This window comes from Roseibium sp. Sym1 (genome assembly GCF_027359675.1).
Taxonomy (GTDB): Bacteria; Pseudomonadota; Alphaproteobacteria; order Rhizobiales; family Stappiaceae; genus Roseibium.
The window spans coordinates 1,693,577-1,716,169 of sequence record NZ_CP114786.1 but is presented as its reverse complement, the minus strand read 5'-3'; the positions used below and the strand labels follow the sequence as shown (position 1 = coordinate 1,716,169).

General features: G+C 61.2%; 24 protein-coding genes. 15 read left to right on the top strand and 9 right to left on the bottom strand.

Annotation, left to right across the window (positions count from 1 at the left end):
* Positions 1-93 precede the first annotated feature (93 nt).
* The gene (gene tesB / locus O6760_RS07815; protein WP_269584920.1) at positions 94-960 is read left to right on the top strand and encodes an acyl-CoA thioesterase II; all 867 of its coding nucleotides are present in this window, start codon (positions 94-96) and stop codon (positions 958-960) included.
* A gap of 74 nt (positions 961-1,034) precedes the next feature.
* Here tesB and O6760_RS07810 read toward each other — a convergent pair whose 3' ends face one another.
* A complete protein-coding gene (locus O6760_RS07810; protein WP_269584919.1) occupies positions 1,035-2,288 on the bottom strand; it encodes a hypothetical protein in 1,254 nt (417 codons plus the stop codon).
* A gap of 139 nt (positions 2,289-2,427) precedes the next feature.
* On the opposite strand from O6760_RS07810, the gene O6760_RS33445 reads away from it, so the two are divergent.
* Complete coding sequence (locus O6760_RS33445; RefSeq protein ID WP_442969864.1) at positions 2,428-2,667, top strand: hypothetical protein; 240 nt, start codon at positions 2,428-2,430, stop codon at positions 2,665-2,667.
* Positions 2,668-2,840: 173 nt separating this feature from the next.
* Here the strand turns inward: O6760_RS33445 and O6760_RS07800 are convergent, their stop codons facing one another.
* From O6760_RS07800 to O6760_RS07790, 3 genes are all read right to left on the bottom strand, one after another.
* Positions 2,841-4,031: a CobW family GTP-binding protein gene (locus O6760_RS07800; RefSeq protein ID WP_269584918.1), complete on the bottom strand. Its 1,191-nt coding sequence runs from the start codon at positions 4,029-4,031 to the stop codon at positions 2,841-2,843.
* Between the two features lie 132 nt (positions 4,032-4,163).
* On the bottom strand, positions 4,164-4,514 hold the full coding sequence (locus O6760_RS07795; RefSeq protein WP_269584917.1) for a hypothetical protein: 351 nt from the start codon (positions 4,512-4,514) through the stop codon (positions 4,164-4,166).
* A gap of 189 nt (positions 4,515-4,703) precedes the next feature.
* Entirely contained in the window at positions 4,704-6,098 is a 1,395-nt protein-coding gene (locus O6760_RS07790) for a D-alanyl-D-alanine carboxypeptidase family protein (protein WP_269584916.1), read from the bottom strand.
* A gap of 374 nt (positions 6,099-6,472) precedes the next feature.
* Here O6760_RS07790 and O6760_RS07785 point away from each other — a divergent pair, with 374 nt between their 5' ends.
* The 13 genes from O6760_RS07785 (at position 6,473) to acs (ending at position 16,381) form a co-directional block, all read left to right on the top strand.
* Entirely contained in the window at positions 6,473-7,327 is an 855-nt protein-coding gene (locus O6760_RS07785) for an urease accessory protein UreD (RefSeq protein ID WP_269584915.1), read from the top strand.
* Positions 7,328-7,345: 18 nt separating this feature from the next.
* Positions 7,346-7,648: an urease subunit gamma gene (locus O6760_RS07780; protein WP_148583369.1), complete on the top strand. Its 303-nt coding sequence runs from the start codon at positions 7,346-7,348 to the stop codon at positions 7,646-7,648.
* 20 nt (positions 7,649-7,668) lie between these two features.
* Complete coding sequence (locus tag O6760_RS07775; RefSeq protein WP_269584914.1) at positions 7,669-7,974, top strand: urease subunit beta; 306 nt, start codon at positions 7,669-7,671, stop codon at positions 7,972-7,974.
* 17 nt (positions 7,975-7,991) lie between these two features.
* Complete coding sequence (locus O6760_RS07770) at positions 7,992-8,426, top strand: lysozyme inhibitor LprI family protein (RefSeq protein WP_269584913.1); 435 nt, start codon at positions 7,992-7,994, stop codon at positions 8,424-8,426.
* The gene (locus O6760_RS07765; RefSeq protein ID WP_269584912.1) at positions 8,423-8,851 is read left to right on the top strand and encodes a lysozyme inhibitor LprI family protein; all 429 of its coding nucleotides are present in this window, start codon (positions 8,423-8,425) and stop codon (positions 8,849-8,851) included. The genes O6760_RS07770 and O6760_RS07765 overlap by 4 nt, the downstream gene beginning before the upstream one ends.
* 34 nt (positions 8,852-8,885) lie before the next feature.
* Entirely contained in the window at positions 8,886-10,598 is a 1,713-nt protein-coding gene (ureC, locus tag O6760_RS07760) for an urease subunit alpha (protein WP_269584911.1), read from the top strand.
* A gap of 31 nt (positions 10,599-10,629) precedes the next feature.
* Positions 10,630-11,235, top strand: coding sequence for a glutathione S-transferase family protein (locus tag O6760_RS07755; protein ID WP_269584910.1), 606 nt, complete (start codon positions 10,630-10,632; stop codon positions 11,233-11,235).
* On the top strand, positions 11,232-11,738 hold the full coding sequence (locus O6760_RS07750) for an urease accessory protein UreE (protein ID WP_269584909.1): 507 nt from the start codon (positions 11,232-11,234) through the stop codon (positions 11,736-11,738). The genes O6760_RS07755 and O6760_RS07750 overlap by 4 nt, the downstream gene beginning before the upstream one ends.
* Complete coding sequence (locus O6760_RS07745) at positions 11,671-12,444, top strand: urease accessory protein UreF (protein WP_269584908.1); 774 nt, start codon at positions 11,671-11,673, stop codon at positions 12,442-12,444. The genes O6760_RS07750 and O6760_RS07745 overlap by 68 nt, the downstream gene beginning before the upstream one ends.
* The gene (ureG, locus tag O6760_RS07740) at positions 12,441-13,058 is read left to right on the top strand and encodes an urease accessory protein UreG (protein ID WP_269584907.1); all 618 of its coding nucleotides are present in this window, start codon (positions 12,441-12,443) and stop codon (positions 13,056-13,058) included. The genes O6760_RS07745 and ureG overlap by 4 nt, the downstream gene beginning before the upstream one ends.
* An 18-nt stretch (positions 13,059-13,076) precedes the next feature.
* Positions 13,077-13,787 carry a hypothetical protein gene (locus O6760_RS07735; RefSeq protein WP_269584906.1) on the top strand — a complete coding sequence of 237 codons (711 nt, stop codon included), beginning with the start codon at positions 13,077-13,079 and terminating at the stop codon, positions 13,785-13,787.
* Positions 13,788-13,839: 52 nt separating this feature from the next.
* A complete protein-coding gene (locus O6760_RS07730) occupies positions 13,840-14,238 on the top strand; it encodes a DUF1761 domain-containing protein (RefSeq protein ID WP_269584905.1) in 399 nt (132 codons plus the stop codon).
* Between the two features lie 205 nt (positions 14,239-14,443).
* A complete protein-coding gene (acs, locus tag O6760_RS07725) occupies positions 14,444-16,381 on the top strand; it encodes an acetate--CoA ligase (protein WP_269584904.1) in 1,938 nt (645 codons plus the stop codon).
* An 89-nt stretch (positions 16,382-16,470) separates the two neighbouring features.
* On the opposite strand, the gene O6760_RS07720 is transcribed toward acs, so the two are convergent.
* The 5 genes from O6760_RS07720 to trmD form a co-directional block, all read right to left on the bottom strand.
* The gene (locus O6760_RS07720) at positions 16,471-17,886 is read right to left on the bottom strand and encodes a TadE/TadG family type IV pilus assembly protein (RefSeq protein ID WP_269584903.1); all 1,416 of its coding nucleotides are present in this window, start codon (positions 17,884-17,886) and stop codon (positions 16,471-16,473) included.
* 212 nt (positions 17,887-18,098) lie between these two features.
* Positions 18,099-18,656 (bottom strand): HNH endonuclease, encoded by a 558-nt coding sequence (locus O6760_RS07715; RefSeq protein WP_269584902.1) that lies wholly within the window; start codon positions 18,654-18,656, stop codon positions 18,099-18,101.
* A 386-nt stretch (positions 18,657-19,042) separates the two neighbouring features.
* Positions 19,043-20,455: a 3-isopropylmalate dehydratase large subunit gene (gene leuC, locus O6760_RS07710; RefSeq protein ID WP_269584901.1), complete on the bottom strand. Its 1,413-nt coding sequence runs from the start codon at positions 20,453-20,455 to the stop codon at positions 19,043-19,045.
* Positions 20,456-20,708: 253 nt separating this feature from the next.
* Positions 20,709-21,197 (bottom strand): 50S ribosomal protein L19, encoded by a 489-nt coding sequence (gene rplS / locus O6760_RS07705; protein WP_269584900.1) that lies wholly within the window; start codon positions 21,195-21,197, stop codon positions 20,709-20,711.
* Positions 21,198-21,839: 642 nt separating this feature from the next.
* On the bottom strand, positions 21,840-22,550 hold the full coding sequence (gene trmD, locus O6760_RS07700; protein ID WP_269584899.1) for a tRNA (guanosine(37)-N1)-methyltransferase TrmD: 711 nt from the start codon (positions 22,548-22,550) through the stop codon (positions 21,840-21,842).
* Positions 22,551-22,593: the final 43 nt, after the last annotated feature.

The window sequence follows — 22,593 nt, the reverse complement described above, 5'->3', positions numbered from 1 at the left end:
TGACTTTAACGTCAGCTGCCGTCCAAGAGTGCGTTCATCAGACCGAAAACGCCGGCAGGGCTGCCGGGTCACTATCTAGCAGGGATCGCGCCGATGAACACGGCCATTGACAACCTACTCCGGATTCTCGACCTGGAACCGCTGGAACGCAACCTGTTCCGTGGTCGCAGCCCCCAGGTCGGCTGGCAGCGCGTGTTCGGCGGCCAGGTGATCGGCCAGGCGCTGGTGGCGGCGTCCCGAACCGTTGTCGAGGACAGGCATGTGCATTCGCTGCATGGCTACTTCCTCAGGCCCGGCGATCCGTCGGTGCCGATCATCTACGAGGTCGACCGGATTCGCGACGGTGGCAGCTTCACCACCAGGCGCGTGGTCGCCATCCAGCACGGCGAAGCGATTTTTTCCATGGCCGCCTCCTTCCAGGTCGTCGAGGAGGGACTTGAGCACCAGCTGGACATGCCCGATGTTCCGGCCCCCGACGACCTGCCGAGCGAGCAGGAGCTCAAGGACAAGTTTCTCTCCATGGCGCCGGAGAACATCCGGCTCTACTGGGAGCGCGAACGCCCCATCGAGATGCGGCCGGTCGACATGACCCACTATTTCAGCAAGAAACCGCTGCCGCCCCAGCAATATGTCTGGGTCCGGGCCACCGGCCCCTTGCCGGACGACGAGCGCATTCATCAATGCGTGCTGGCCTACGCCTCTGACATGACCCTTCTGGACACGTCCCTGTTTCCCCATGGCACCTCGGTGTTCAACCCGAAGATCCAGGCTGCCAGCCTCGACCACGCCATGTGGTTTCACCGCTCCTTCCGGGCCGACGACTGGCTGCTCTATGCCACGGACAGCACCTCGAGCTCCGGCTCGCGCGGCATGAACCGCGGCTCGCTGTTCACAAAAGACGGTGTCCTGATCGCCTCCACCGCCCAGGAAGGCCTGATCCGGCTGCGCAAGGACGGCTGAGCAAGGGCAGCCAATCTTCGCCGCTTATGCATGCAGGGCCGGCCCCGAGCCCATTTTGCCTTTCGGAAGCCGGCTCATGACGCCTTTTGCGCGTCGATGCCGCGCAAGGGCACCACTTCGTGGAACTTGCCGCTTGCGGTAAATTCGGGCGGGGCGGAACTTTCACTTACCGTGACATTCTCAAGGCCGTTATCGCGAAAAACGCGTTTCACCGAGGTGATGACGTCGCTGAAGACATCCCCGTGCGCCCTCTCGCCGGCCGGTTCTATCCGCACTTCGAATTCCCTGTCACCGGTCTGGACCAGCTGGACACGCCGGGCATGCTCGTGCTCCAGGTCGAAGACAAGCGGTGAGAGCGTCACCTCGCCCACGTGAACCAGCGTCGCACGGCGTCCCTCCACCAGAAAGCTGCGAAACGGCGACCCGCAGGGGCAGGGATCCTCGTGGAAGCGAACACAGTCGCCGAGATCGTATCGGATGAAGGGCTGAACCTCGTTGGCGAGTACCGTCAGCAGCACCGTCGCCGACAACGTGCCGTCGGGAACCGGTTGCATCGCCTCGTCCACCGCTTCGAGACTGACCCAGTCTTCGTTCACATGTTTCCGCCCGTGGCTGCACTCGAACGAAAGCGCCAGGCATTCTGTGCATCCATAGAAATCGGAAATGCGGTATTTCAGCGAAGGAAAGGCCTTATGAACCCGATGACGAAGATCATCCGTGAGTGTTTCACCACCGGTACTGAAAAGCACAGGCTCGACAAGCAACCGCCCCGCCTCCTTTTCCTTGGCAAGGATGGTCAGCATGCTTGGATACGTCACAATCCACGCAACGTTTCCGATCGCATTGAGTCTGCCAACGACCTGATCGATCGGCTGTTCGGCCGCGATGAAGGTCACGCCGAACCTTCTCGCCAGACCCGGATTCAGCCGTTGCACCAGTTTGTTGAGCCCGTTTCCGGCGAAGTGGCCATTGCCCCCGGTGACCGTCACCCTCGCGCCGAGCTTGCGGACATCCCGTGTGAGCTTCCAGTGGTACCGTTCGAAACGCGCCAGCATGATGCCGTAGGCAAATTCCACGAACGATGAAGGCAACACGATGACCGCCGGCTCCCCTGATGTTCCGGAAGTCTGGAAGATGGCAACATCGTCGATGGGAACGCCAACCTTCCGGATATCACGGAGATGCTCCCGCGCCCTGTCGAGGGTAAGGGAACGGATGGTCAGCCAGTCGTCGAATTCCCGCATGAGATCGGGTTTTCGGGTCACCGGCAAGTCGCGCAGTTCGACCACGTCCGAGGGGGGGACATCCGCGTAGAGTCGCTGGAACAATGGCGAGTCGCGCCGTGCTTTTTTCACGAGACGCCGCAGGTTTCGGAGCTGCTTCGCTTCGATCCGCTTCCGTCCACCCAAGGCGGTCCAATACCCGCCGATCAGATACCCCAATGCTCTCGCTAGCCTGAAACGCATATTGGCCGACAATGCCTTTTATTCGAAAGCGGAGACAGCAAGCGTATCGCGGGCTTGCAGCCGTCGCAATCCGCGAATTCGGGCCGGCGACTGGCTGCTCTATGGGCTGCTCCATGCCACGGACAGCACCTCGAGCTCCGGCTCGCGCGGCATGAACCGCGGCTCGCCGTTCACGAAAGACGGTGTCCCGATCGCCTCCACCGCCCAGGAAGGCCTGATCCGCCTGCGCAAGGATGCCTGAGGATATCTCCTTTTTGGGGAACTAGCCCAACACACAGCGTCATCCTGAGGAGGGCCTTCAGGCCCGTCTCGAAGGATCCGCCACAAGTACACATGTACACGCGGCAGATCCTTCGAGACAGCGCTAGCGCGCTTCCTCAGGATGACGCTTTTGTTTGTGGGACGGCTGGAAAATCACCGCGCCGGACTGGTGAACCCCGACACCGCCAGCGGATTGTCGGTGAGCGCCTGGTGGTCCGGCGTGTCGGGCAGGAGGGCGCCCGAAAAGGCCTCGAACATTTTGCGCACAAATCCTTCCGGTAGGTCCTTCGTGATGAACACCATGCGCGTGTGCCGGTCCTGGTCCGGCCAGGCTTCCAGGGTTGCCGGTGGATGGAAGACATGCTGGACACCGTGGATCACGACGGGACGCTCCGGGTCCTCGGCCAGCTGCACGATCCCCTTGACCCTGAGCAGTTTCGGCCCGTGCGCCGAGCGCAGCAGATCCAGGAACATTTCCAGAGCCGATGCGGAGACCGGCCGGTCGGTCGACAGCGTGAACGCCCGGATGCTGTCGCTGTGCCGGTTCACGTCGTGCCCGTGATCTCGACCATGATCGTGATGATGCCCGTGTCCGTGGTGATGGTCGTGCCGGTTTTCATAGGCCTCCGCGTTCAGCCACGCAGCCACGTCCGGGATCTTGCTTTTCGGATCGTATAGCCCGGCGTTGAAGAGGGTGTCGGGTGTCGCCTCTGAGGACTGCGTATCCAGACGCCTGGCTCCGGGATTGAGCTGTTGAAGCCGTTCCTTTAACAGGTCGAAGGACCGCCGGGCCGCGTCACCTTCCAGAAGATCCGTCTTGGTGAAGACGATCCTGTCGGCCACGGCGGCCTGCTTGCGGGCTTCCTCATGGTTTTCCAGTGTCGACAAGCCGTTGACGGCGTCCACCAGCGTGATCACGCTGTCCAGCCGGTACCGCATCACCAGGTAGGGATGCAGCATGACCGTGTGCAGGATCGGCGCGGGATCGGCAAGGCCCGTGGTCTCGATGATCACCCGGCTGAGCTTTTCGGTGCGGCCACTGTCGAGCCGTCGCAGCAGGTTTTCCAGAGTGGTCACGAGATCGCCGCGAATGGTGCAGCACAGGCAGCCCGACGCCAACTCGACAATACCGTCGCCGGCCTGGTCGACAAACAGGTGATCAAGCCCGATCTCGCCGAACTCGTTGATGATCACCGCCGTGTCGGCCATGGCCGGGTCCTTCAGGATCCGGTTCAGCAGGGTGGTCTTGCCGGATCCGAGAAAACCCGTCAGGACGGAAAGCGGTATGGGAGGCTTCGGCCCCTTGGGCACGGATCCCCCGGAAGCCGGTGTCGGCGCGGCCATGGTGTTCCTCCAGATGTTGCCGTCCAAGGATTGGCGGGAGACGGCAAGGGTCTGCAGACACATAGGCAGAATGATGCGTCAGCGCAATCGCGCCGCACGCAATGGGGAACTGGCGGGTAAGGTGGCTGTTGATCAGCCCGCGTTCAGGACTTCTTCTTCCAGGTCCGGCTCGGCCTCGGCGTCCTTCTTGTCCAGAGTGACAATCTTGTTGTCGGCCTCTTCCTCGGACAGGTCCATCGGGGTCAGGTCCTGGACAATATCGGTCTCGTCCTCTTCGAGGTCGGCGTCGTCTTCGTCGAACGCCTCGATCTCGCCCAAGTCGTCACTCTCGTCATTGTCGACGACGAGCCTGACCGCTTCCGCCGCCCTGCGCAGGGTGGCGATCACCTCTTCCACAGAGCCTCCATCTTCAAGCTGGTTGGCAGACAGTTCCGCGAGGCTTGCTAGCGCCCGGATAGTGGCGGTGGATCTCGGTTCCATCATGAGGCGATCTCTCGCGTTGCTCGTTTCGGCAGGTCCTATGCCCAAGATGACGCTACGGGCGTCACTGCATATTTCAGGTCCGCGGGGCGGATTTCAGAAATATGCTTACGACAGTGTTAACGAGCAGCGTAAATAAAGGGTTAATGAACCTTCCGGCAACAAAGCAACCCGCGCCTGGGGCGCAGAACACTACTGCTTGAGAGGGCTCTTAGCGGGAACCGGTACGGTGAAATCCATCCCTTTGCGGAAAATCGAACCGGGAGCGGCATTCGCGGTGCTTGCAGCCGCACCCGGCCGGACGTCTTCCGTCGGGACAATCGCGGCGGCACCGCTGGCTTCCGCGGTTTTCTGGAGTTTCTCGCGGATCTCAATTTCTGCCCGGCGCACGGGATTGGCCACCGGCAGCGGCACGTCCTCAAGCTCAACGTCCGTTACGGACACGGCAACCGCGGCACCGGCAACCGGCGATCCCGTCGGCTTGCCCAGTCCCACCGTTATCGGTCGGTAGGCAATCCGGCGCGGCCCGAGCGTCCGGTCAAGGATCTTGGCCCAGTCCGGCTTGCCGTTGGCGAGGGTGAAGCCGGCTTCGTCGACCTTGTCGTCGTTTTTCCGGTTGGCCTTGAAGAACAGGAAACCGCCCTTCTTCTCGTTTTCCATGTCGAACCGCGCCATGTAGCCTTTCGCCCCCGGGCTGCGGTTGCGCCGGCAATAGCCGTTGGCGGGCGGGTTTCCGGACGTGCCGCGCAGGCTGGTGACATTCTGGCCGCCGCGCTTGCGGAATCCCTCGTCGAACAGCTGACGCGCGAAGGCCGTGCGTTCCAGACCGGAGCCGGCCCCCAGGATGACCGCGATCAGCGTGCGCCCGCCCCGGGTCACGCTGGCCGCGACATTGTAGCCGGAATTGCAGATATAGCCGGTCTTCATGCCGTTGGCGCCAGGCACGCGCAGCAGGAACTCGCGATTGGCCGAACGCAGCGTCTTCTTGCCGAAGCGGATACCCGGGTGCTTGTAGATCTCCCGGGCCTCGGGAAAGTCACGCCGGAGCGCCATCGCCAGGATGGCCATGTCGCGGGCCGTCGTCACCATGTTGTTGTCGGGCAGTCCGTGCGGATTGGTGAACCGGGTATTGGTCATGCCGAGCTGCTTGGCCTGCGCGTTCATCATCGCGAGAAAGCCCGCTTCCGATCCCGCGATCGCCTCGCCGAGCGCCACGGCCACGTCGTTTGCGGACTTGATGAGGATGATCTTCAAAGCGGTATCGACCGTGAATTTCGTGCCGACCTTGAACCCCATCTTGCTGGGCGGTTCAGCCTGCGAATTCTTCGATTGCACCACCGTGGAGTTCAGGGTCGCGCGGCCTTCGCGGATCGCCTTCAGGGTGACATAGGCCGTCATCATCTTGGTCAGCGACGCCGGATACCATTTGCGTGTGGCGTTTTCCTGCTCGATGACCGCGCCCGAGTTGGCGTCGATCAGCACATAGGCACCGATATCCGCCCTGGCCGGTCCCGCGGACAGGCACAGGACAAGGACGAGCAAGGTCACGAAAACGGATGTCAGACGGCCCGTCTTGCTTGCAATCACTGAGGATCCCTCGCTTGTCATCCTGTGGAACAGGGGACGCACATTACCAAGTTGCAGCTCCTTGAATCTGCTGCCCCTAAAAAACCGGAACACGTCCGTTAGGGCAAGTCCCTCCCCGGGGTGTTTGCATGCCTGTTTTTTAGGCAACTGGTGGCCAGGCAGGCAGCTTCTGGCCGGAAACGTTTGTAAGTCCTGAAAAAATAGTCCCTTTTTGCGCCGAAGGAATTCTGTTTTCCTTCCATCCTGGAATGGCCCGGCTCTTGCTAATTATCGCGAGGTCATGTTCCATCTTGTTTCCCCGGCCGACTTCGGAACAAGCTGGGCGCAATTGAACCGGCCATTCATGCGGTCAGGAATCCAGGGACGGAAAAAGAATGTATGATGCTGGAATAGCATCAAGTTCAGGCCTCGACACCGGATCGATGCAGCGCGCCAACGGCGTTGGACGCATCCGATTCGACATTTCCGGCGGCCGGACCCGCCTGTCCGATCTCTACCAGAGCGGGTCGATGAAAATCCGCCTGCCCAAGGTCTATGGCCAGCCTGTCACCGCCGTCCTGATCAACACGTCGGGAGGATTGACCGGCGGAGACGCCTTTGCGTTCGACATTGCTGCCGGAGACCATTCACACGCGATTGTGACCAGCCAGACCGCCGAGCGCGCCTATCGCAGCACCGGCGGCTCCGCAAAAGTGACAGGGCGGTTTTCCGCCGCAGACGGCGCGACGCTGGAATGGCTGCCGCAGGAAACGATTCTCTTCGAAAAATCCAATCTCTCGCGTTCGATCGAAGCCGACCTTGGCACGGACAGCCGCCTGTTGATGCTGGAAAGCGCCGTTCTCGGCCGCAAGGCCATGGGCGAGACGATTCGGGACATCCGGTTCAGGGATTGCTGGCGCATTCGCAGAAACGGCAAGCTGGTTTTCGCCGACGATATCCGTCTCGAGGGAGACCCGGACACCTTCTTCAAGGGCCCCGCGACCGGCGAGGGCGGCTGTGCCTTTGCCACCCTGGTCGATTGCGCAACCGACGCGGAAGACCGGCTTCCGCTTGCGCGCCGCCTTCTGGACGACCGCCCGCCGTCGGAGACCCGGGCCGCCGCAAGCGCCTGGAACGGTGTTCTTGCCGCAAGGTTCGTCTCTGCCAACAGTCATGATTTGCGCAAGACCCTGATGACTTTTCTGACCGGATACCGCTCGGCCGAGTTGCCGCGTGTCTGGCATTGCTGATTTGGAGGACCCACTCATATGATCCTGACGCCACGTGAAAAAGACAAGCTGCTGATATCGATGGCCGCCATGGTGGCCCGCCGTCGCCTCGAAAGAGGGGTCAAGCTGAACCATCCGGAAGCTGTCGCGCTGATCACCGATTTTGTCGTTGAAGGGGCTCGGGACGGCCGCACGGTAGCGGATCTGATGTCCGCAGGTGCCAAGGTGCTCACCCGTGACCAGGTCATGGAAGGCGTCTCCGAAATGATCCACGATGTTCAGGTGGAAGCCACATTTCCCGACGGTACCAAACTCGTGACCGTGCACGAACCGATCCGCTGACCCTTGCAAGGAGACACAACATGATTCCTGGAGAATTGTTCCCGGCAGAGGGCGAAATCGAATTGAACGCGGGTCTGGAGACCGTGACCCTGGATGTGTCCAATGCCGGCGACAGGCCTATTCAGGTCGGCAGTCACTATCATTTCTTCGAAACCAACGAGGGCCTGTCCTTCGACAGGGACAAGGCCCGTGGCATGCGGCTGGATATTCCCGCAGGCACCGCCGTGCGTTTCGAGCCCGGACAGACCCGCACCGTGACGCTGGTGCCCTACGCGGGCGACCGCACGGTCTATGGCTTCAACCAGAAAGTCATGGGCAAGCTTTGAACGGACGGACCACCATCATGTCGAAGGCCCCGTACCGGGCGGTCGGCGTTTCGGCGGCAATGCTTGCACTGGCCGCGATTGCATGGCCGCTTTCCGCGGCCGCGCAGGAGACGCCCGACTGCGACAACGCCATGACGCAGTCGGAAATGACCCGTTGCGCGGATCTCGACTGGCAGAAGGCGGATGCGGAGCTGAACACGGTCTACAAGAAGGCCATGGCGAAGATGCGCGAGACCGACAGCTACCTGCCGGATGACCTGAAAGGGGCCGCCGACACATTGCGTGACGCCCAGCGCGCCTGGATCCCCTACCGCGACAAGGCCTGCGAGGCCTACGGCTTTCTCGCCCGGGGCGGCACGATGGAGCCGATGCTGGTTTATGGCTGCCGGGCCGACCTGACCCGGCAACGGGTGACGGAACTGCAATCCCTCGCGGAGGGGCTCGGCAATTGACCTGCGGACACACCCTTGCCGGCACCCTTTTGGGAGCCGCCTGTCTCACGACAGCCCCCGTCATGCCCGCAGCCGCCCAGGACACGATCGATTGCGGCTATCCGCTGAACAATTCCGAGCGCACCTTCTGCGCCGAAAAGGCCCTGAAGGATGCCGAGGCCAGAATGGCGGCGGCCTACGTGAAACTGCACGCCAAGGTCGTTGAACTGGATGACGCCCTGCCGGAACACCTCAAGGGCAGTCCGGACGCGCTCGAGAAAGCCCAGACCGTCTGGACGGACTATGCCGACAAGGACTGCACCGCCTATGCGTTTCCGTTTATGGGCGGCACCCGCGGCCAGGAGCTTTACCGCAACTGCAAGATCGTCCTGACGATGAAGCGTACCGACGACCTGACCGCAACGCTGGAAGATTACGGCAACTGATGACACCGATTTCTGATCGCTGATTGGAGAAAAAATGGCTTACAAAATGTCCCGCGCCGCTTATGCGGACATGTTCGGACCGACAACCGGCGACCGCATGCGTCTCGCCGACACGGAACTCGTCATCGAGATCGAGAAGGATTACACCACCCCGGGCGACGAGGTGAAATTTGGCGGCGGCAAGGTCATCCGCGACGGCATGGGCCAGTCGCAGGCGCCACGGTCCGCCGGCGCCGTCGACACGGTGATCACCAATGCCGTGATCATCGACCATTCCGGCATCGTCAAGGCCGATGTCGGCCTGAAGGACGGCAGGATCGTCGGCATCGGCAAGGCCGGCAATCCGGACGTGCAGTCCGGTGTCGACATCATCGTCGGTCCCGGCACCGAGGCCATCGCCGGCGAGGGCAAGATCCTGACGGCCGGTTCGATCGACGCCCATATCCACTTCATCTGTCCGCAACAGGTCGACGAGGCGCTGTGTTCGGGTGTGACCACCATGATCGGCGGCGGAACAGGCCCGGCCACGGGCACGAACGCGACGACCTGCACACCCGGTCCGTGGCACATCACGCGCATGCTGCAGGCGGCCGACAGCTTTCCGATGAACATGCTCTTTGCCGGCAAGGGCAACGCCTCGCTGCCCGCGGCCCTGGAAGAGCAGGTCATGGCCGGCGCCGCAGCCCTGAAGATTCACGAGGACTGGGGCTCTACGCCGGCGACCATCGACAATTGCCTGTCCGTGGCGGACGAATACGACGTCCAGGTGATGATCCACACCGACACGCTCAACGAAAGCGGCTTCGTCGAAAACACCACGGCGGCGTTCAAGAACCGCACCATCCATGCGTTCCACACGGAAGGGGCAGGCGGTGGCCACGCGCCTGACATCATCAAGGTGGTCGGCGAGATGAACGTGATCCCGTCCTCGACCAACCCGACCCGTCCGTACACGGTCAACACCCTGGAAGAGCATCTCGACATGCTCATGGTGTGCCACCACCTGCACAAGGACATTCCGGAAGACGTTGCCTTCGCCGAGAGCCGCATCCGCAAGGAGACGATCGCCGCGGAAGACATTCTCCACGACATGGGCGCCTTCTCGATCATTTCCTCCGACAGCCAGGCCATGGGCCGCGTCGGTGAAATCATCATCCGCACCATGCAGACCGCCCACAAGATGAAGGTCCAGCGGGGCCGCCTGGCGGAGGAAACCGGCGACAACGACAACCTCCGGGTCAAGCGCTACATTGCCAAGACCACCATCAATCCGGCGATTGCCCACGGGCTTGACGAACACATCGGCTCCGTCGAGATCGGCAAGCTGGCGGACCTCGTCCTTTGGGACCCGCAATTCTTCGGCATCAAGCCGTCCCTGGTGCTCAAGTTCGGCTCGATCGCGACCGCGCCGATGGGCGATCCGAACGGCTCCATTCCGACACCGCAGCCGGTTCACTACCGGCCGATGTTCGCTTCCTACGGCAAGATGATGACCCACAGCCGCGTCACCTTCGTGTCCCAGGCCGCCTATGACATCGGGGTCAAGGAAAAGGCAGGACTCGACAGCCTCGTGCTGCCCGTCAAGAACACAAGGGGCGGCATTTCCAAGAAATCCATGATCCACAACAACATGACACCGGAGATCGAGGTGCATCCGGAGACCTACGAAGTCCGCGCGAACGGTGAATTGCTGACATGTGAACCCGCAGACGTGCTGCCGATGGCACAGCGCTATTTCCTGTTCTAAGCTCCGCGCCGGGAAACACAGGGAGTAGCACATGTACAAGGTCATCGGTTTTCCGCGCACCCGCGCCATGCGGGTGATGTGGCTGCTGGAGGAACTGGGCGAGCCTTACGAGCTCGACCCGGCCTTGCCGCAGTCGGACGCGGTCCGGGCGGTCAATCCGAGCGGCAAGGTGCCGGTACTGATGGACGGCGACGAGCCGATCACGGATTCCGTTGCCATCTGCACCTATCTCGCGGACAAGCACGGCAAGTTCACCTTTCCGGCCGGCACGCTGGAGCGCGCGCGGCAGGACAGCTTTTCACAGTTCGGCGTCGACGTGCTGGAAGGCGCGCTGTGGACGGCGGCCAAGAACACCTTCATCAATCCGGAAGACAAGCGCGCGCCGGACGTCAAGGATGTCTGCCGATACGAATTCGCGCGCGGTCTCGAGATCCTCGGAGCACGGATCGGCGACGGCCCCTATGCCATGGGCGAAACCTTCACCATCGCCGACATCATTATCGGCCATTGCGCCGGTTGGGCTGTCGCCGCCAAGTTCGACCTGCCCGGCGAAGGCCCGGTCCATGACTATTTCAAGCGCCTGCGCGAGCGTCCCGCCTTCCAGGCCATGATGGCGAAAGTGACCGAGGCGGCATGATCCGGATCGAGAGAATTCATGAAGCCGGAACCTGGCAGGGGGAGGCCGCCGACCGTGTCACCCTCGACCGGGAAGACCGCCACCGCCGCCGCGCGGTGCTGACCGGCGATGCCGGTCTGACATTCCTGCTGGATGAACCGGCCGCCGTGCATCTGCGCCACGGGGACGGCCTGGAACTGGAGGACGGCCGCATTGTCGAGGTTCTGGCCGAGCCGGAAGACCTTGTCGAAATCGCCGCCCGGGATACCGCCCATCTGGTGAAGATCGCCTGGCACCTCGGCAACCGGCACCTGCCGACCCAACTGATGGGCGACACGTTAAGGATCCGCCGCGATCACGTCATCGAGGACATGGTGCAAAAGCTCGGCGGCAAACTGACGCCAATCTCCGCGCCGTTCGATCCGGAAGGCGGCGCCTACGGCCACGGCCAGACCCATGGACACGACCACGGACATGGTCACGGGCATTCCCACGGACATCATCATCACCACAGCCATGACTGACCCGGTTTCCCTTTCGGCCCTCTACCGGCTGATGACCTTTCTGTCGCCGGGCTTTCCGGTCGGCGCCTTCACCTACAGCCACGGACTGGAGCAGGTGGTCGAGGAGGGCTCGGTCGCCGACGCCGCCGTCCTCAGATCCTGGCTGGAGGACGTCCTGCGCTACGGCGCCGGCCGTACCGACGGCATCCTGCTGAAGGAGACCCTGCGCGCGACCCGGGACGGCAACTCGGAAAAAGTGACGGAACTGCGCGATCTCGGCCTGGCACTGCAGCCATCAAGGGAACGGCACCTGGAAACAAGTGCCCAGGGCACGGCCTTCATCACCGCAATCCGCGCAAGCTGGCTTCCGGAGGGCGCGGCCCCGGCAGCCAACCTGTTTCGCGCGCTCACCGGTGCAAACGACGAACCCTGGCCGTATCCGGTGGCTGTCGGCCTGACCTGCGCGGCACATGACATTGCCGAAGAGGCTGCACTGACCGCCTACCTGCAGGCCTTTGCCGCCAATCTGGTCCATGCCGCTATCCGCACCGTGCCGCTCGGCCAAAGCGAGGGCCAGGGTGTGCTGGCCGGTCTGGAAACCGTCATTTTCGAGATCGCCAGGGAGGCCGCGGCGGCGGATCTTGCCGAGCTCGGCAGTTCCACCTTCCTGGCCGATATCGCCTCCATGACCCATGAAACCCAGTATTCGAGGTTGTTCCGATCATGAGTTCCAAAAACGGTCCCTTGCGTGTCGGTATCGGCGGCCCGGTCGGGGCGGGCAAGACCACGCTCACCGACAGGCTGTGCAAGGCCATGCGCGAGAAATACTCGCTCGCCGTCATCACCAACGACATCTACACCAGCGAGGATGCCGAGGCGCTGATGCGCTCCCAGGCCCTGACCAGCGACCGCATCCGCGGTGTCGAGACGGGCGGCTGCCCGCATACCGCCATTCGCGAGGACGCCTCGATCAACCTTGCCGCCGTCGCCGATCTCAGCAAATCGATCCCGGACCTTGACCTGATCCTGATCGAGTCGGGCGGCGACAACCTGGCCGCGACATTCTCGCCCGAACTGGCCGATCTGACGCTTTACGTGATCGATGTTGCCGCCGGCGAGGAAATCCCGCGCAAGGGCGGACCGGGCATCACCCGCTCGGACCTCCTGATCATCAACAAGACCGATCTGGCCCCTTATGTCGGCGCCGACCTCGGCGTGATGGACCGGGACGCGGCGAAGATGCGCAAGAACCGGCCGTTTGTCTTTGCCAACATGAAGGCGGGCGAGGGCATCGAATCCGTGGTAGAGTTCGTCGTTCAAAAGGGTGGGCTGGACGCCTGAATTCAAAAGACGATCTCGATGATTGCTGACAGACAGGACGCCTGCGCGCACAACAATGCGTTCTGGTGCAATGCGGTCTTGAAGGCCGCCGGGGCGAAAACCGAATTCCACAACGGCCACTGGATTGCGCGGGAAAAGTCCCTGCCGCTTTATCCGAACATGGTCACGCTGACCGCCAGTCCGGGCGCGGATGTATACGAGAACCTCGAAACCCTGCCCGAGGGTGCTGCGGTCAAGGACAGTTTCGATAGCCTGGATCTTGCGCCGATCGGATTTGAAAAGCTCTTTTCCGGCACCTGGCTGTTCAGAAAGGCCAAAACGGACAAACGGCCGCCGATCCGGCCGGACTGGCACAAGGTCGCCCACGGCGAGGCATTGAAAAAATGGCTTGCCGCGTGGAACAGCAATGACCAGCTGCATGGCGTGTTTTCGTCAAGGCTCCTGAAAAACCGGTCAATCGACTTCGCGGCGATCAGCAAGGATGGCCAGCTCAAGGCTGGCGCCGTATTCAACACCGGTCCGAAGCTGGACGGCAAGGAAGTGGTCGGCCTTACCAACATGTTCTGCCGCAGAAACTGGCGCTACAGCGCTTTGCAGGAACTTCTGGAGCCTTACGGCCACAAGCCGGTCTGTACCTACGAGACCGACGACGCGCTGCTGCCCGTCTACCGGCAGCTCGGCTTCGAAGACTGCGGAAAACTGTCGGTCTGGCTGAAATCCGGTACTTGATCTTTGGATCAATACCGCCCACGCTGCTCCTTAAAATTGCGGAGGGTGGTCCATGATGTTCGATGGCGTCAATCTGATTGCGGTGGCCGCTGCCGCCATAACGTCCTTCATTTTCGGTGCGCTCTGGTACGGGGTTCTCGGCAAGGCCTGGATGCAGGCAGCCGATCTGACCGAGGAACAGACAAAGCCCAATCCGGTGGTCTTTGGCACCGCCTTTTTCTGCCAGGTGATCATGGCCTTTGTCTTCGCCGGCATCATCTACCACACTGGCGAGACCAACATCCGCACAGGGATCATCTCCGCGCTTATGATCTGGGTCGGCATCGTCATGACGACACAGATTGTCAATCACCGGTTCCAGGGCATGCCATGGCGACTGACCCTGATCGATGGCGGTCACTGGCTCGGCGTGCTGCTGGTTCAGGGAATCCTGATCGGTTGGCTAAGCTGACGCAAACGTAAGGGCTCAGGAGTAAAACCGTCCGCATTTGAAGGTCTTAGGCCTTGTCATAGACCAAAGACTGGCCGACTAAAGTACCAAGTCCAGGTTCTGGACGGGTCAGGGGGCCATACGCATAATGGCCCCGGAAAACAAGGCCGCGGTGAGGGGGAGAAAGCCCGCCGCCGGCCCAATTGTGGTTTCTGGGAGGTTTCACATGACTGAGTCCGTCTTTCCCGTTCCCGCGGAGGTTGCCGCGCGGGCGCATGTCGACAATGCCAAATATCTGGAAATGTACCAGCGCTCCGTGGACGACCCGGACGGGTTCTGGGGCGAGCACGGCAAGCGGCTCGACTGGATCAAGCCCTACACCAAGGTGAAGAACACCTCCTACGACTATCACAACGTCTCGATCAAATGGTTCGAGGACGGCACGCTGAACGTCTCAGCCAACTGCGTCGACCGCCACCTGGCAACGCGGGGCGACCAGCCGGCAATCATCTGGGAAGGCGACGATCCGAGCGAGCACAAGGTCATCACCTACAAGGAACTGCACACGCAAGTGAACAAGTTCGCCAACGTGCTGCACGCCCAGGGCGTCAAGAAGGGCGACCGCGTCACCATCTACCTGCCGATGATCCCGGAAGCCGCCTACGCGATGCTGGCCTGTGCCCGCATCGGCGCGGTGCATTCCATCGTCTTCGGCGGATTTTCTCCCGACAGCCTGGCCCAGCGCATCGAAGGCTGCAAATCCGAATGCGTGATCACCGCCGATGAAGGCCTGCGCGGCGGCCGCAAGGTGCCGCTCAAGGCCAATGTCGACAAGGCGGCCGAAAAGGCCCCGGTCCGCAGCGTCATCGTGGTCAAGCGCACCGGTGGCGACATCACCATGCAGAACGGCCGGGACGTCTGGTATCACGACGAGGCCGATCGCGTCTCCGACCATTGCGCACCGGTCGAAATGAACGCGGAAGATCCGCTGTTCATTCTCTACACCTCCGGTTCGACCGGCCAGCCGAAGGGCGTGCTGCACACGACCGGCGGTTACCTGGTCTACGCCTCCATGACCCATGAATATGTCTTCGACTACCATGAAGGCGACGTTTACTGGTGTACGGCGGATGTCGGCTGGGTGACCGGGCACAGCTACATCGTCTACGGTCCGCTTGCGAACGGCGCGACCACGCTGATGTTCGAGGGTGTGCCGACCTATCCGGGCCCCGGCCGGTTCTGGGAAGTCTGCGACAAGCACAACGTCAACATCTTCTACACCGCGCCTACGGCGATCCGCGCGCTGATGGGCGCCGGCGACGAACATGTCACCAAGACCTCGCGCAAGTCCCTGCGCCTGCTCGGTTCCGTCGGCGAGCCGATCAACCCGGAAGCCTGGACCTGGTACTACAACGTGGTCGGCGACGGCCGCTGCCCGATCGTCGACACCTGGTGGCAGACGGAAACCGGCGGGATCCTGATCACGCCTCTTCCGGGCGCGACCGACCTCAAGCCCGGCTCCGCCACGCGGCCCTTCTTCGGCGTTCAGCCGGCGGTGGTCGACGCGGAAGGAAAGTTTCTGGAAGGTGCGACCGAAGGCAACCTGGTCATCAAGGACAGCTGGCCCGGCCAGATGCGCACGGTCTATGGTGATCATGACCGCTTCGTGCAGACCTATTTCGCGACCTACAAGGGCCTCTACTTCACAGGCGACGGTTGCCGCCGCGACGAGGACGGCTACTACTGGATCACCGGCCGCGTCGACGATGTCATCAACGTCTCCGGCCACCGCATGGGAACCGCCGAGGTCGAGAGCGCGCTGGTCGCCCATCCGAAAGTCTCCGAAGCGGCCGTTGTCGGCTATCCGCACGACATCAAGGGCCAGGGCATCTATGCCTATGTCACGCTGATGGAAGGCGAGGAACCGACAGACGAACTGAAGAAGGAACTGGTCAAGCATGTGCGCGCCGAGATCGGCCCGATTGCCTCGCCCGACCTCATCCAGTTCTCCCCGGGCCTGCCGAAGACCCGTTCCGGCAAGATCATGCGCCGCATCCTGCGCAAGATCGCCGAGGACAGCTTCGACAATCTCGGTGACACCTCGACACTGGCCGACCCGACCGTGGTCGACGATCTGATCGACAACCGCCAGAACCGGGCCTGACCGGACCGGAACGACGGTTGCCCGCCAACGACAAAAGGCCTGCAAATCCTGCAGGCCTTTTCTTTTTCGGCGGGCGGTATCCCGTTCGGTCAGCTGGAAATGAAGATCTGCTGGATCTTTTTGGCGATGTTGCTGAACGCATTGATGAGTTCATCCGCACTGGTCGCCTGGTAGTAATTGCCGTCGCTTGCACAGGATTGCATGTTCCGCGAACCGGCGGAGCTGTTGTTGGAGCCGAAATAGACACCGAAGATCTCGATACCGGCTTCCTTCATCGCCTCGCAGAGCGCGCGCTGATCGGTCGACGAGGTGTTTGAGTAGCTCTCGCTTTCGCCGCGTTCGCGCCAGTCATTCACGGTCACCGTGTTGCATTCCCAGCGCCAGCCGCTCCAGGAGTATTGCCAGCCGCAGTTCTCTTCTTCCTCGACGAACTCGTAGTAGCGGTTGTTGTCGCCGTCCGTCATGATGATGGCGAACTTGAGCACATCGTCGTTGTCGTAGGCTTCCGGCTTGCTGTCTGTCGGCCAGACCTCGGCATAAAACGGCGACAGGCTGTTCCAGCCCCAGACAACCCCGGTCTGACCCGCGGTACCGCCATTGTCGTCAAGGGCCGCGATCGCATCCACAAGAACCTCTCGATCGGCCGTCAGCGGGATCATTTCGGAAACCGAGGAGCAGCGGTTGCTGCCCCCGCCGTAAAATGTCGCCGCCGGCGGCGGATCCGTCTCGTCGTAATAGTCGTACGGATCGTCCGTGTATTTCACCTCAAAGGTTTCGCTGCCGTCGTCATAATCCTGGCGTTCCGTGACACAGTCACTACCGTCGGAATAGCCGTAGGCATCTCCCTTGACCTTGTCGGCATAGGGCCCGAGATTGACGCCCTGGCTGTAGGGGACCAGCGAAATCCGGACCTTGCTGTCTTCCTCGTCGGTCCCGTCCGGGATCAGGATGTCGACCAGGCCGTCAGCGGCATCCCGCAGCGTATCCATGTCGTTGCGCATGGATCCGGTAACGTCGAGAACGAGGGCCAGCTCAACGTCGAACCGCGAGTACGTCACGCTGCCACAGGTGCCGAAGCCCAGGACGTCCGGTCCGAGGGCGTCCTTGCCGTAGCCTCCGAGGTCAATGAAATAGGTGCCGAGCATGGCCGACGAACAGACCTCGATCGTGCCGTTTTCGGGATCCACGTCGAATTCGAGATTGACGATCACGTCGTCCAGGAATTCCGCCTGGCTGAGATTGGCGCGGAAGGAATCCTCAAGTGCCTGGGTGATCTCGGCGTCCGACATGACGGTTGTCGACAGGTCGGCCGCAACCGACAGTGCCGCTGCGTCGATGGCATAGGAAAGCTTCTCGCGCGCGTTCACCGTGCGTGAAATGTCAAACGCGCCCCCTGCAATCACCAGCATCAAGATGACCATGAGGCCGAAGATCGGCAGTATAGATCCGCTGCTTTCGGCAAGGAAATTTTTCGTCAGGGATCTGAATGAGTGCAAATAACGCATAACTGCCTCGAGATTTTCCCGACAGTTACTACAGAAATGTACCTAATCTATTAACCGGATCATACAGGAAAGATTAACAAGTCATTAATTTTCGCGACGGGCATTCCGATTTGCGTGTCCCGGACAGCGCAGGGAAGAAACGGGACACAGTTGCTCCCGTAATCCGGCAAGCCTGCCGAATCCGGAACCGAAGTCGACCGCCCGTGGCGCCCCTAGGGTTCCAGTTCCGTATCCCAGTAGAGAAAGTCCATCCAGCTCTCGTGCAGATAGTTCGGCGGAAATCCGCGACCGTTGTTGTGCAGGTCCTGGATGGTTGGCTGGAAGGGCATGTGCATCGGCCACATGTTCAACTGCTGGCAGGACTTGTTGGATTTGCGCAGGTTGCACGGGGAGCAGGCGGTGATGACATTGTCCCAGGTGGTGAGACCGCCCTTCGAGCGCGGAATGAGGTGGTCGAAGGTCAGCTCTTCTTTGGAGCTGCAATACTGGCACTGGAATTTGTCGCGGAGAAAGACGTTGAAGCGGGTAAAGGCAGGGTATCGGCTGGGTTTGACGAAGCTCTTGAGCGAGACGACGCTGGGCAATCGGAACTCGAAGCTCGGACTTCGGACCGCCGCGTCATATTCCGCGACAATGTTCACCCGATCCAGAAACACTGCCTTGATGGTGTCCTGCCAACTCCACAAGGACAAGGGGTAGTAGCTCAAAGGCCGGTAATCCGCGTTGAGCACCAACGCCGGATGAGCCCCCGACGAAACCGCTATCGTCACCTTCCGCTCCTCACTTCAAGAGCATTCCTTCCCCACGACAGGAAACCGGACTGCTCCAACTATCAAAGTCCGATCACCCTGCATTCCCGCGGCATCACGGGAAAGCAGGATCATCCGTCAGGATGGCCCGATGCCCGGTCAATCGGACAGCGGAACAGTCCTTTTGTGACGGGAGTATTGTAGTGCCGAGGTGACAGTCTTGTGAAGCCCGGTTAATTCATTTCTGACCACAGTTGTTGAAAGGCGTTTTCTGGCAAAGGATTTTTCTTAAATACATGAATCATTTGCGCAAAAACGAGCTCCCCTGCGTCACTATGGCAGTTTTACGATTGCCACGAAAAAGGGCGCCCTGAGGCGCCCCTGAAATCGCGGATTCATCAATCGAATCAGTTGACAGTCCACTCCCGGATGTCGACGAAATGCCCTGCGATCGCCGCCGCCGCCGCCATGGCCGGCGACACCAGATGGGTGCGGCCCTTGTGACCCTGGCGGCCCTCGAAATTGCGGTTCGAGGTCGAGGCACAGCGCTCGCCCGGCGCCAGCTTGTCCGCATTCATGGCCAGACACATGGAGCAGCCCGGCTCGCGCCATTCGAAACCGGCTTCCTTGAAGATGAGATCGAGACCTTCCTCTTCCGCCTGTTCCTTCACCAGCCCGGAGCCCGGCACCACCATGGCGCTGACATGGGGCGCGACCTTGTGCTTGCCGACGACGGCCGCGGCCGCCCGCAGATCCTCGATACGGCCGTTGGTGCAGGACCCGATGAAGGCCCGGTCGATCTTGATGTCGGTGATCTTCGTACCCGGTGTCAGGCCCATGTATTCCAGAGCCCGTTTCTTGGAGTCGCGGCGGTTTTCCTCGGGGATATCATCCGGATTCGGCACCACGCCTTCGACGGAGACGACATCTTCCGGCGACGAGCCCCAGGAAACGATCGGCGGCAGGTTGGCGGCATCCAGCTCGACAACCTTGTCGAAATAGGCGTCAGCGTCGGAATGAAGCGTCTTCCAGTAGGCCAGCGCCATGTCCCAGGCTTCGCCCTTGGGAGCCTTCGGCCGGCCGTTGATATAGGCAAAGGTGGTTTCGTCCGGCGCGATCAGACCCGCACGGGCGCCGGCCTCGATCGACATGTTGCAGACCGTCATGCGGCCTTCCATGGACAGCGAGCGGATCGCTTCGCCGGCATATTCGATGACGTAGCCGGTGCCGCCGGCGGTGCCGATCTTGCCGATGATCGCCAGCACGATGTCCTTGGCGGTGACCCCGGCCGGGATCTTGCCCTCGACCTTCACCAGCATGTTCTTGGCTTTTTTCTGGATCAGCGTCTGGGTGGCCAGAACGTGCTCCACTTCCGAAGTGCCGATGCCGTGGGCCAGCGAGCCGAAAGCGCCGTGGGTCGACGTGTGGCTGTCGCCGCACACGATCGTCATGCCTGGCAGGGTAAAGCCCTGTTCCGGACCGACGATGTGAACGACGCCCTGGCGCATGTCCAGCTCGGAATAGTATTCGACGCCGAACTCGGCGGCATTCTTGGCCAGCGTCTCGACCTGCAGCGCGGATTCCGGATCGTCGATGCCGTGGCGGCGGTCGGTGGTCGGCACGTTGTGATCGACCACGGCCAGCGTCTTCTGCGGCTGGCGCACCTTGCGGCCCGCCATGCGCAGGCCTTCGAACGCCTGCGGGCTGGTGACTTCATGCACCAGGTGGCGGTCGATATAGAGCAGGCCGGTGCCGTCCGGCTGCATGTCGACCGCGTGGTCGTCCCAGATCTTGTCGTAAAGCGTGCGTGCCTTGGCCATGGGTCTCTCCTCAGTCCAGCCGGGCCGTCGTCAAACCCGTTAAGGTTTGCGGTTCGCCCGGTGATGCCCTGTCGCGGCGCGTCATGCCGCAAGGGTCTATCCTCGTTTATCGTAGCTAGTGAATGACGCAGCGCCGCTTCAAGGTCAAGCGTTCCGAGTTGAGCTGAATTCAACTGGGATTGACCCGCCACAGCCAGAAACAAAAAAGGCGGCCCATCGGGCCGCCTTTCGAAAACCGTTTCGCCGGTTCTGCTTATTCTGCTGCGGAATCCGCGGCAGCAGCAGCTGCGGCCGCATCCTTTGCAGCCTGCTTGGCTTCGGCTGCAGCCGCCTTGGCAGCAGACACTTCCGCGCGCACTTCTTCGTTGAGGCGCTTGGAACGGACATTGGTGTTTTCCACGATACGGGCGGACTTGCCGCGGCGGTCGCGCAGGTAGTAGAGCTTCGCGCGGCGGACTTTACCGCGGCGGACAACTTCCACGCCTTCCAGCATCGGGGAGTAGACCGGGAAGACACGCTCGACGCCTTCGCCGTAAGAAATCTTGCGCACCGTGAAGCTCTCGTTGATGCCGCCGCCGGAACGGGCGATGCAGACACCTTCATAAGCCTGGGTACGGGTACGGGTACCTTCGGTGACGCGCACGTTCACGCGCACGGTGTCACCCGGAGAAAATTCCGGCAGCTTGCGCTGCTCTTCGATTTTCGCCATTTCCTCAGCATTGAGCTGCTCGATGATGTTCATGGCATATTTCCCTTTTCAATTACAAAGCGGTCAGAGCGTTGTCCGGTTCGAGGCCGGAAACGGGTTCACCGACTTTGGGCCATGCTTGCATATCCGCCGGATTTCCTGAACACTTTCCTGACGTTGGACCGAGTCCCCGGAAGCAGGTCCTCCTAACGGAAGACATAACTTCACCCAGCTTCGGCGCGCGTATACAGGATTTTTGGCCGAGTGTCATCTACCAATGTGCACGAAGCTTTCGAAATTGCAGTCACGCCTCATTTGCGTCGCTCGTGGCAATTAGGATCTTTTCATAAGATTTTTTGAGGTCGGCATGTTGCTATCTGTTCTTCTTAATCGAATGCTTCGTTTATTTTCTATTGCATTTGTTAGTTCTCTGGTTAGCGCATGTTCAATAGAATCCAGATACGGAATCAATCTAACAAACAAATTTACATATGAATCATGTCTTTCTGAAGCCACACAAAACCGGGTAAAAACTTCAATTGGAGCAAGGACTGAAGAAGGGCCCGTTCTTTTTGAGGACTACATTCCAGAGAAACGAATTAGTGATAAAGAATACGAAAAATCTAGAGACTGTTACCAAAGAAATCTTGAGTACCTATACGGAGATTCACCGGATCTTGAAAAATACCTAGGCCCTCAATCCACGTCGTCCTCGTCCGCCATATAGGCGTCCCAGAGATCCGGGCGGCGGTCGCGGGTGAGCCGTTCGGCTTCCGACATGCGCCATTCGTGGATCTTCTGGTGATTGCCCGAGGTCAGCACCTCAGGGATCGTCAGGCCCTCGAATTCCGCGGGCCGCGTGTAATGCGGGTGTTCCAGGAGGCCGGTCTCGAAGCTTTCCGTGTCCGCGCTTTCCATGTTGCCCATGACACCCGGGATCAACCGGATGACGGCGTCCAAAAGCGTGATGGCGCCGATCTCGCCGCCGGAGAGGATGTAGTCACCGATGGAGACTTCTTCGAGGTTCCGCGCATCGATCACCCGCTGGTCGACGCCTTCGAAGCGGCCGCAGACGATCACGGCGCCCGGGCCTTCGGCGAGCTGGTGGGCGCGCTTCTGGGTGAACGGCTCCCCGCGCGGGCTCATCAGGAGCTTCGGCCGCGGATCCTCTTCCGGCGCTGCCGCATCGATGGCTTTTGCGAGAATATCGGCACGCAGCACCATGCCGGCGCCGCCGCCCGCCGGCGTATCGTCGACCGAGCGGTGCCTGTCAGTGGCAAAGTCGCGGATCTGGCTGGTTTCCAGCTGCCACAGGCCCTTGTCGAGCGCGCGGCCGGACAGGCTGTGGCCGAGCGGCCCCGGAAACATGTCCGGATAAAGCGTCAGAATGGTCGCCTTGAAAGCCATGGGGCAGCTGTTTTCCCGCTAAAATCCTGATTTCATTCAAAAA

Excerpts from the sequence above, each read along its gene's own strand:
- O6760_RS07730 (WP_269584905.1), top strand. The coding sequence starts at position 13,840 with ATGATGTTCGATGGCGTCAATCTGATTGCGGTGGCCGCTGCCGCCATA.
- O6760_RS07745 (WP_269584908.1), top strand. The coding sequence starts at position 11,671 with ATGGACACGACCACGGACATGGTCACGGGCATTCCCACGGACATCATC.
- tesB (WP_269584920.1), top strand. The coding sequence starts at position 94 with ATGAACACGGCCATTGACAACCTACTCCGGATTCTCGACCTGGAACCG.
- leuC (WP_269584901.1), bottom strand. The coding sequence starts at position 20,455 with ATGGCCAAGGCACGCACGCTTTACGACAAGATCTGGGACGACCACGCG.
- trmD (WP_269584899.1), bottom strand. The coding sequence starts at position 22,550 with ATGGCTTTCAAGGCGACCATTCTGACGCTTTATCCGGACATGTTTCCG.
- acs (WP_269584904.1), top strand. The coding sequence starts at position 14,444 with ATGACTGAGTCCGTCTTTCCCGTTCCCGCGGAGGTTGCCGCGCGGGCG.
- ureG (WP_269584907.1), top strand. The coding sequence starts at position 12,441 with ATGAGTTCCAAAAACGGTCCCTTGCGTGTCGGTATCGGCGGCCCGGTC.
- O6760_RS07800 (WP_269584918.1), bottom strand. The coding sequence starts at position 4,031 with ATGGCCGCGCCGACACCGGCTTCCGGGGGATCCGTGCCCAAGGGGCCG.
- O6760_RS07770 (WP_269584913.1), top strand. The coding sequence starts at position 7,992 with ATGTCGAAGGCCCCGTACCGGGCGGTCGGCGTTTCGGCGGCAATGCTT.
- O6760_RS07720 (WP_269584903.1), bottom strand. The coding sequence starts at position 17,886 with ATGCGTTATTTGCACTCATTCAGATCCCTGACGAAAAATTTCCTTGCC.
- O6760_RS07780 (WP_148583369.1), top strand. The coding sequence starts at position 7,346 with ATGATCCTGACGCCACGTGAAAAAGACAAGCTGCTGATATCGATGGCC.
- O6760_RS07735 (WP_269584906.1), top strand. The coding sequence starts at position 13,077 with ATGATTGCTGACAGACAGGACGCCTGCGCGCACAACAATGCGTTCTGG.
- O6760_RS07755 (WP_269584910.1), top strand. The coding sequence starts at position 10,630 with ATGTACAAGGTCATCGGTTTTCCGCGCACCCGCGCCATGCGGGTGATG.
- O6760_RS07795 (WP_269584917.1), bottom strand. The coding sequence starts at position 4,514 with ATGATGGAACCGAGATCCACCGCCACTATCCGGGCGCTAGCAAGCCTC.
- ureC (WP_269584911.1), top strand. The coding sequence starts at position 8,886 with ATGGCTTACAAAATGTCCCGCGCCGCTTATGCGGACATGTTCGGACCG.
- rplS (WP_269584900.1), bottom strand. The coding sequence starts at position 21,197 with ATGAACATCATCGAGCAGCTCAATGCTGAGGAAATGGCGAAAATCGAA.
- O6760_RS07775 (WP_269584914.1), top strand. The coding sequence starts at position 7,669 with ATGATTCCTGGAGAATTGTTCCCGGCAGAGGGCGAAATCGAATTGAAC.
- O6760_RS07785 (WP_269584915.1), top strand. The coding sequence starts at position 6,473 with ATGTATGATGCTGGAATAGCATCAAGTTCAGGCCTCGACACCGGATCG.
- O6760_RS07750 (WP_269584909.1), top strand. The coding sequence starts at position 11,232 with ATGATCCGGATCGAGAGAATTCATGAAGCCGGAACCTGGCAGGGGGAG.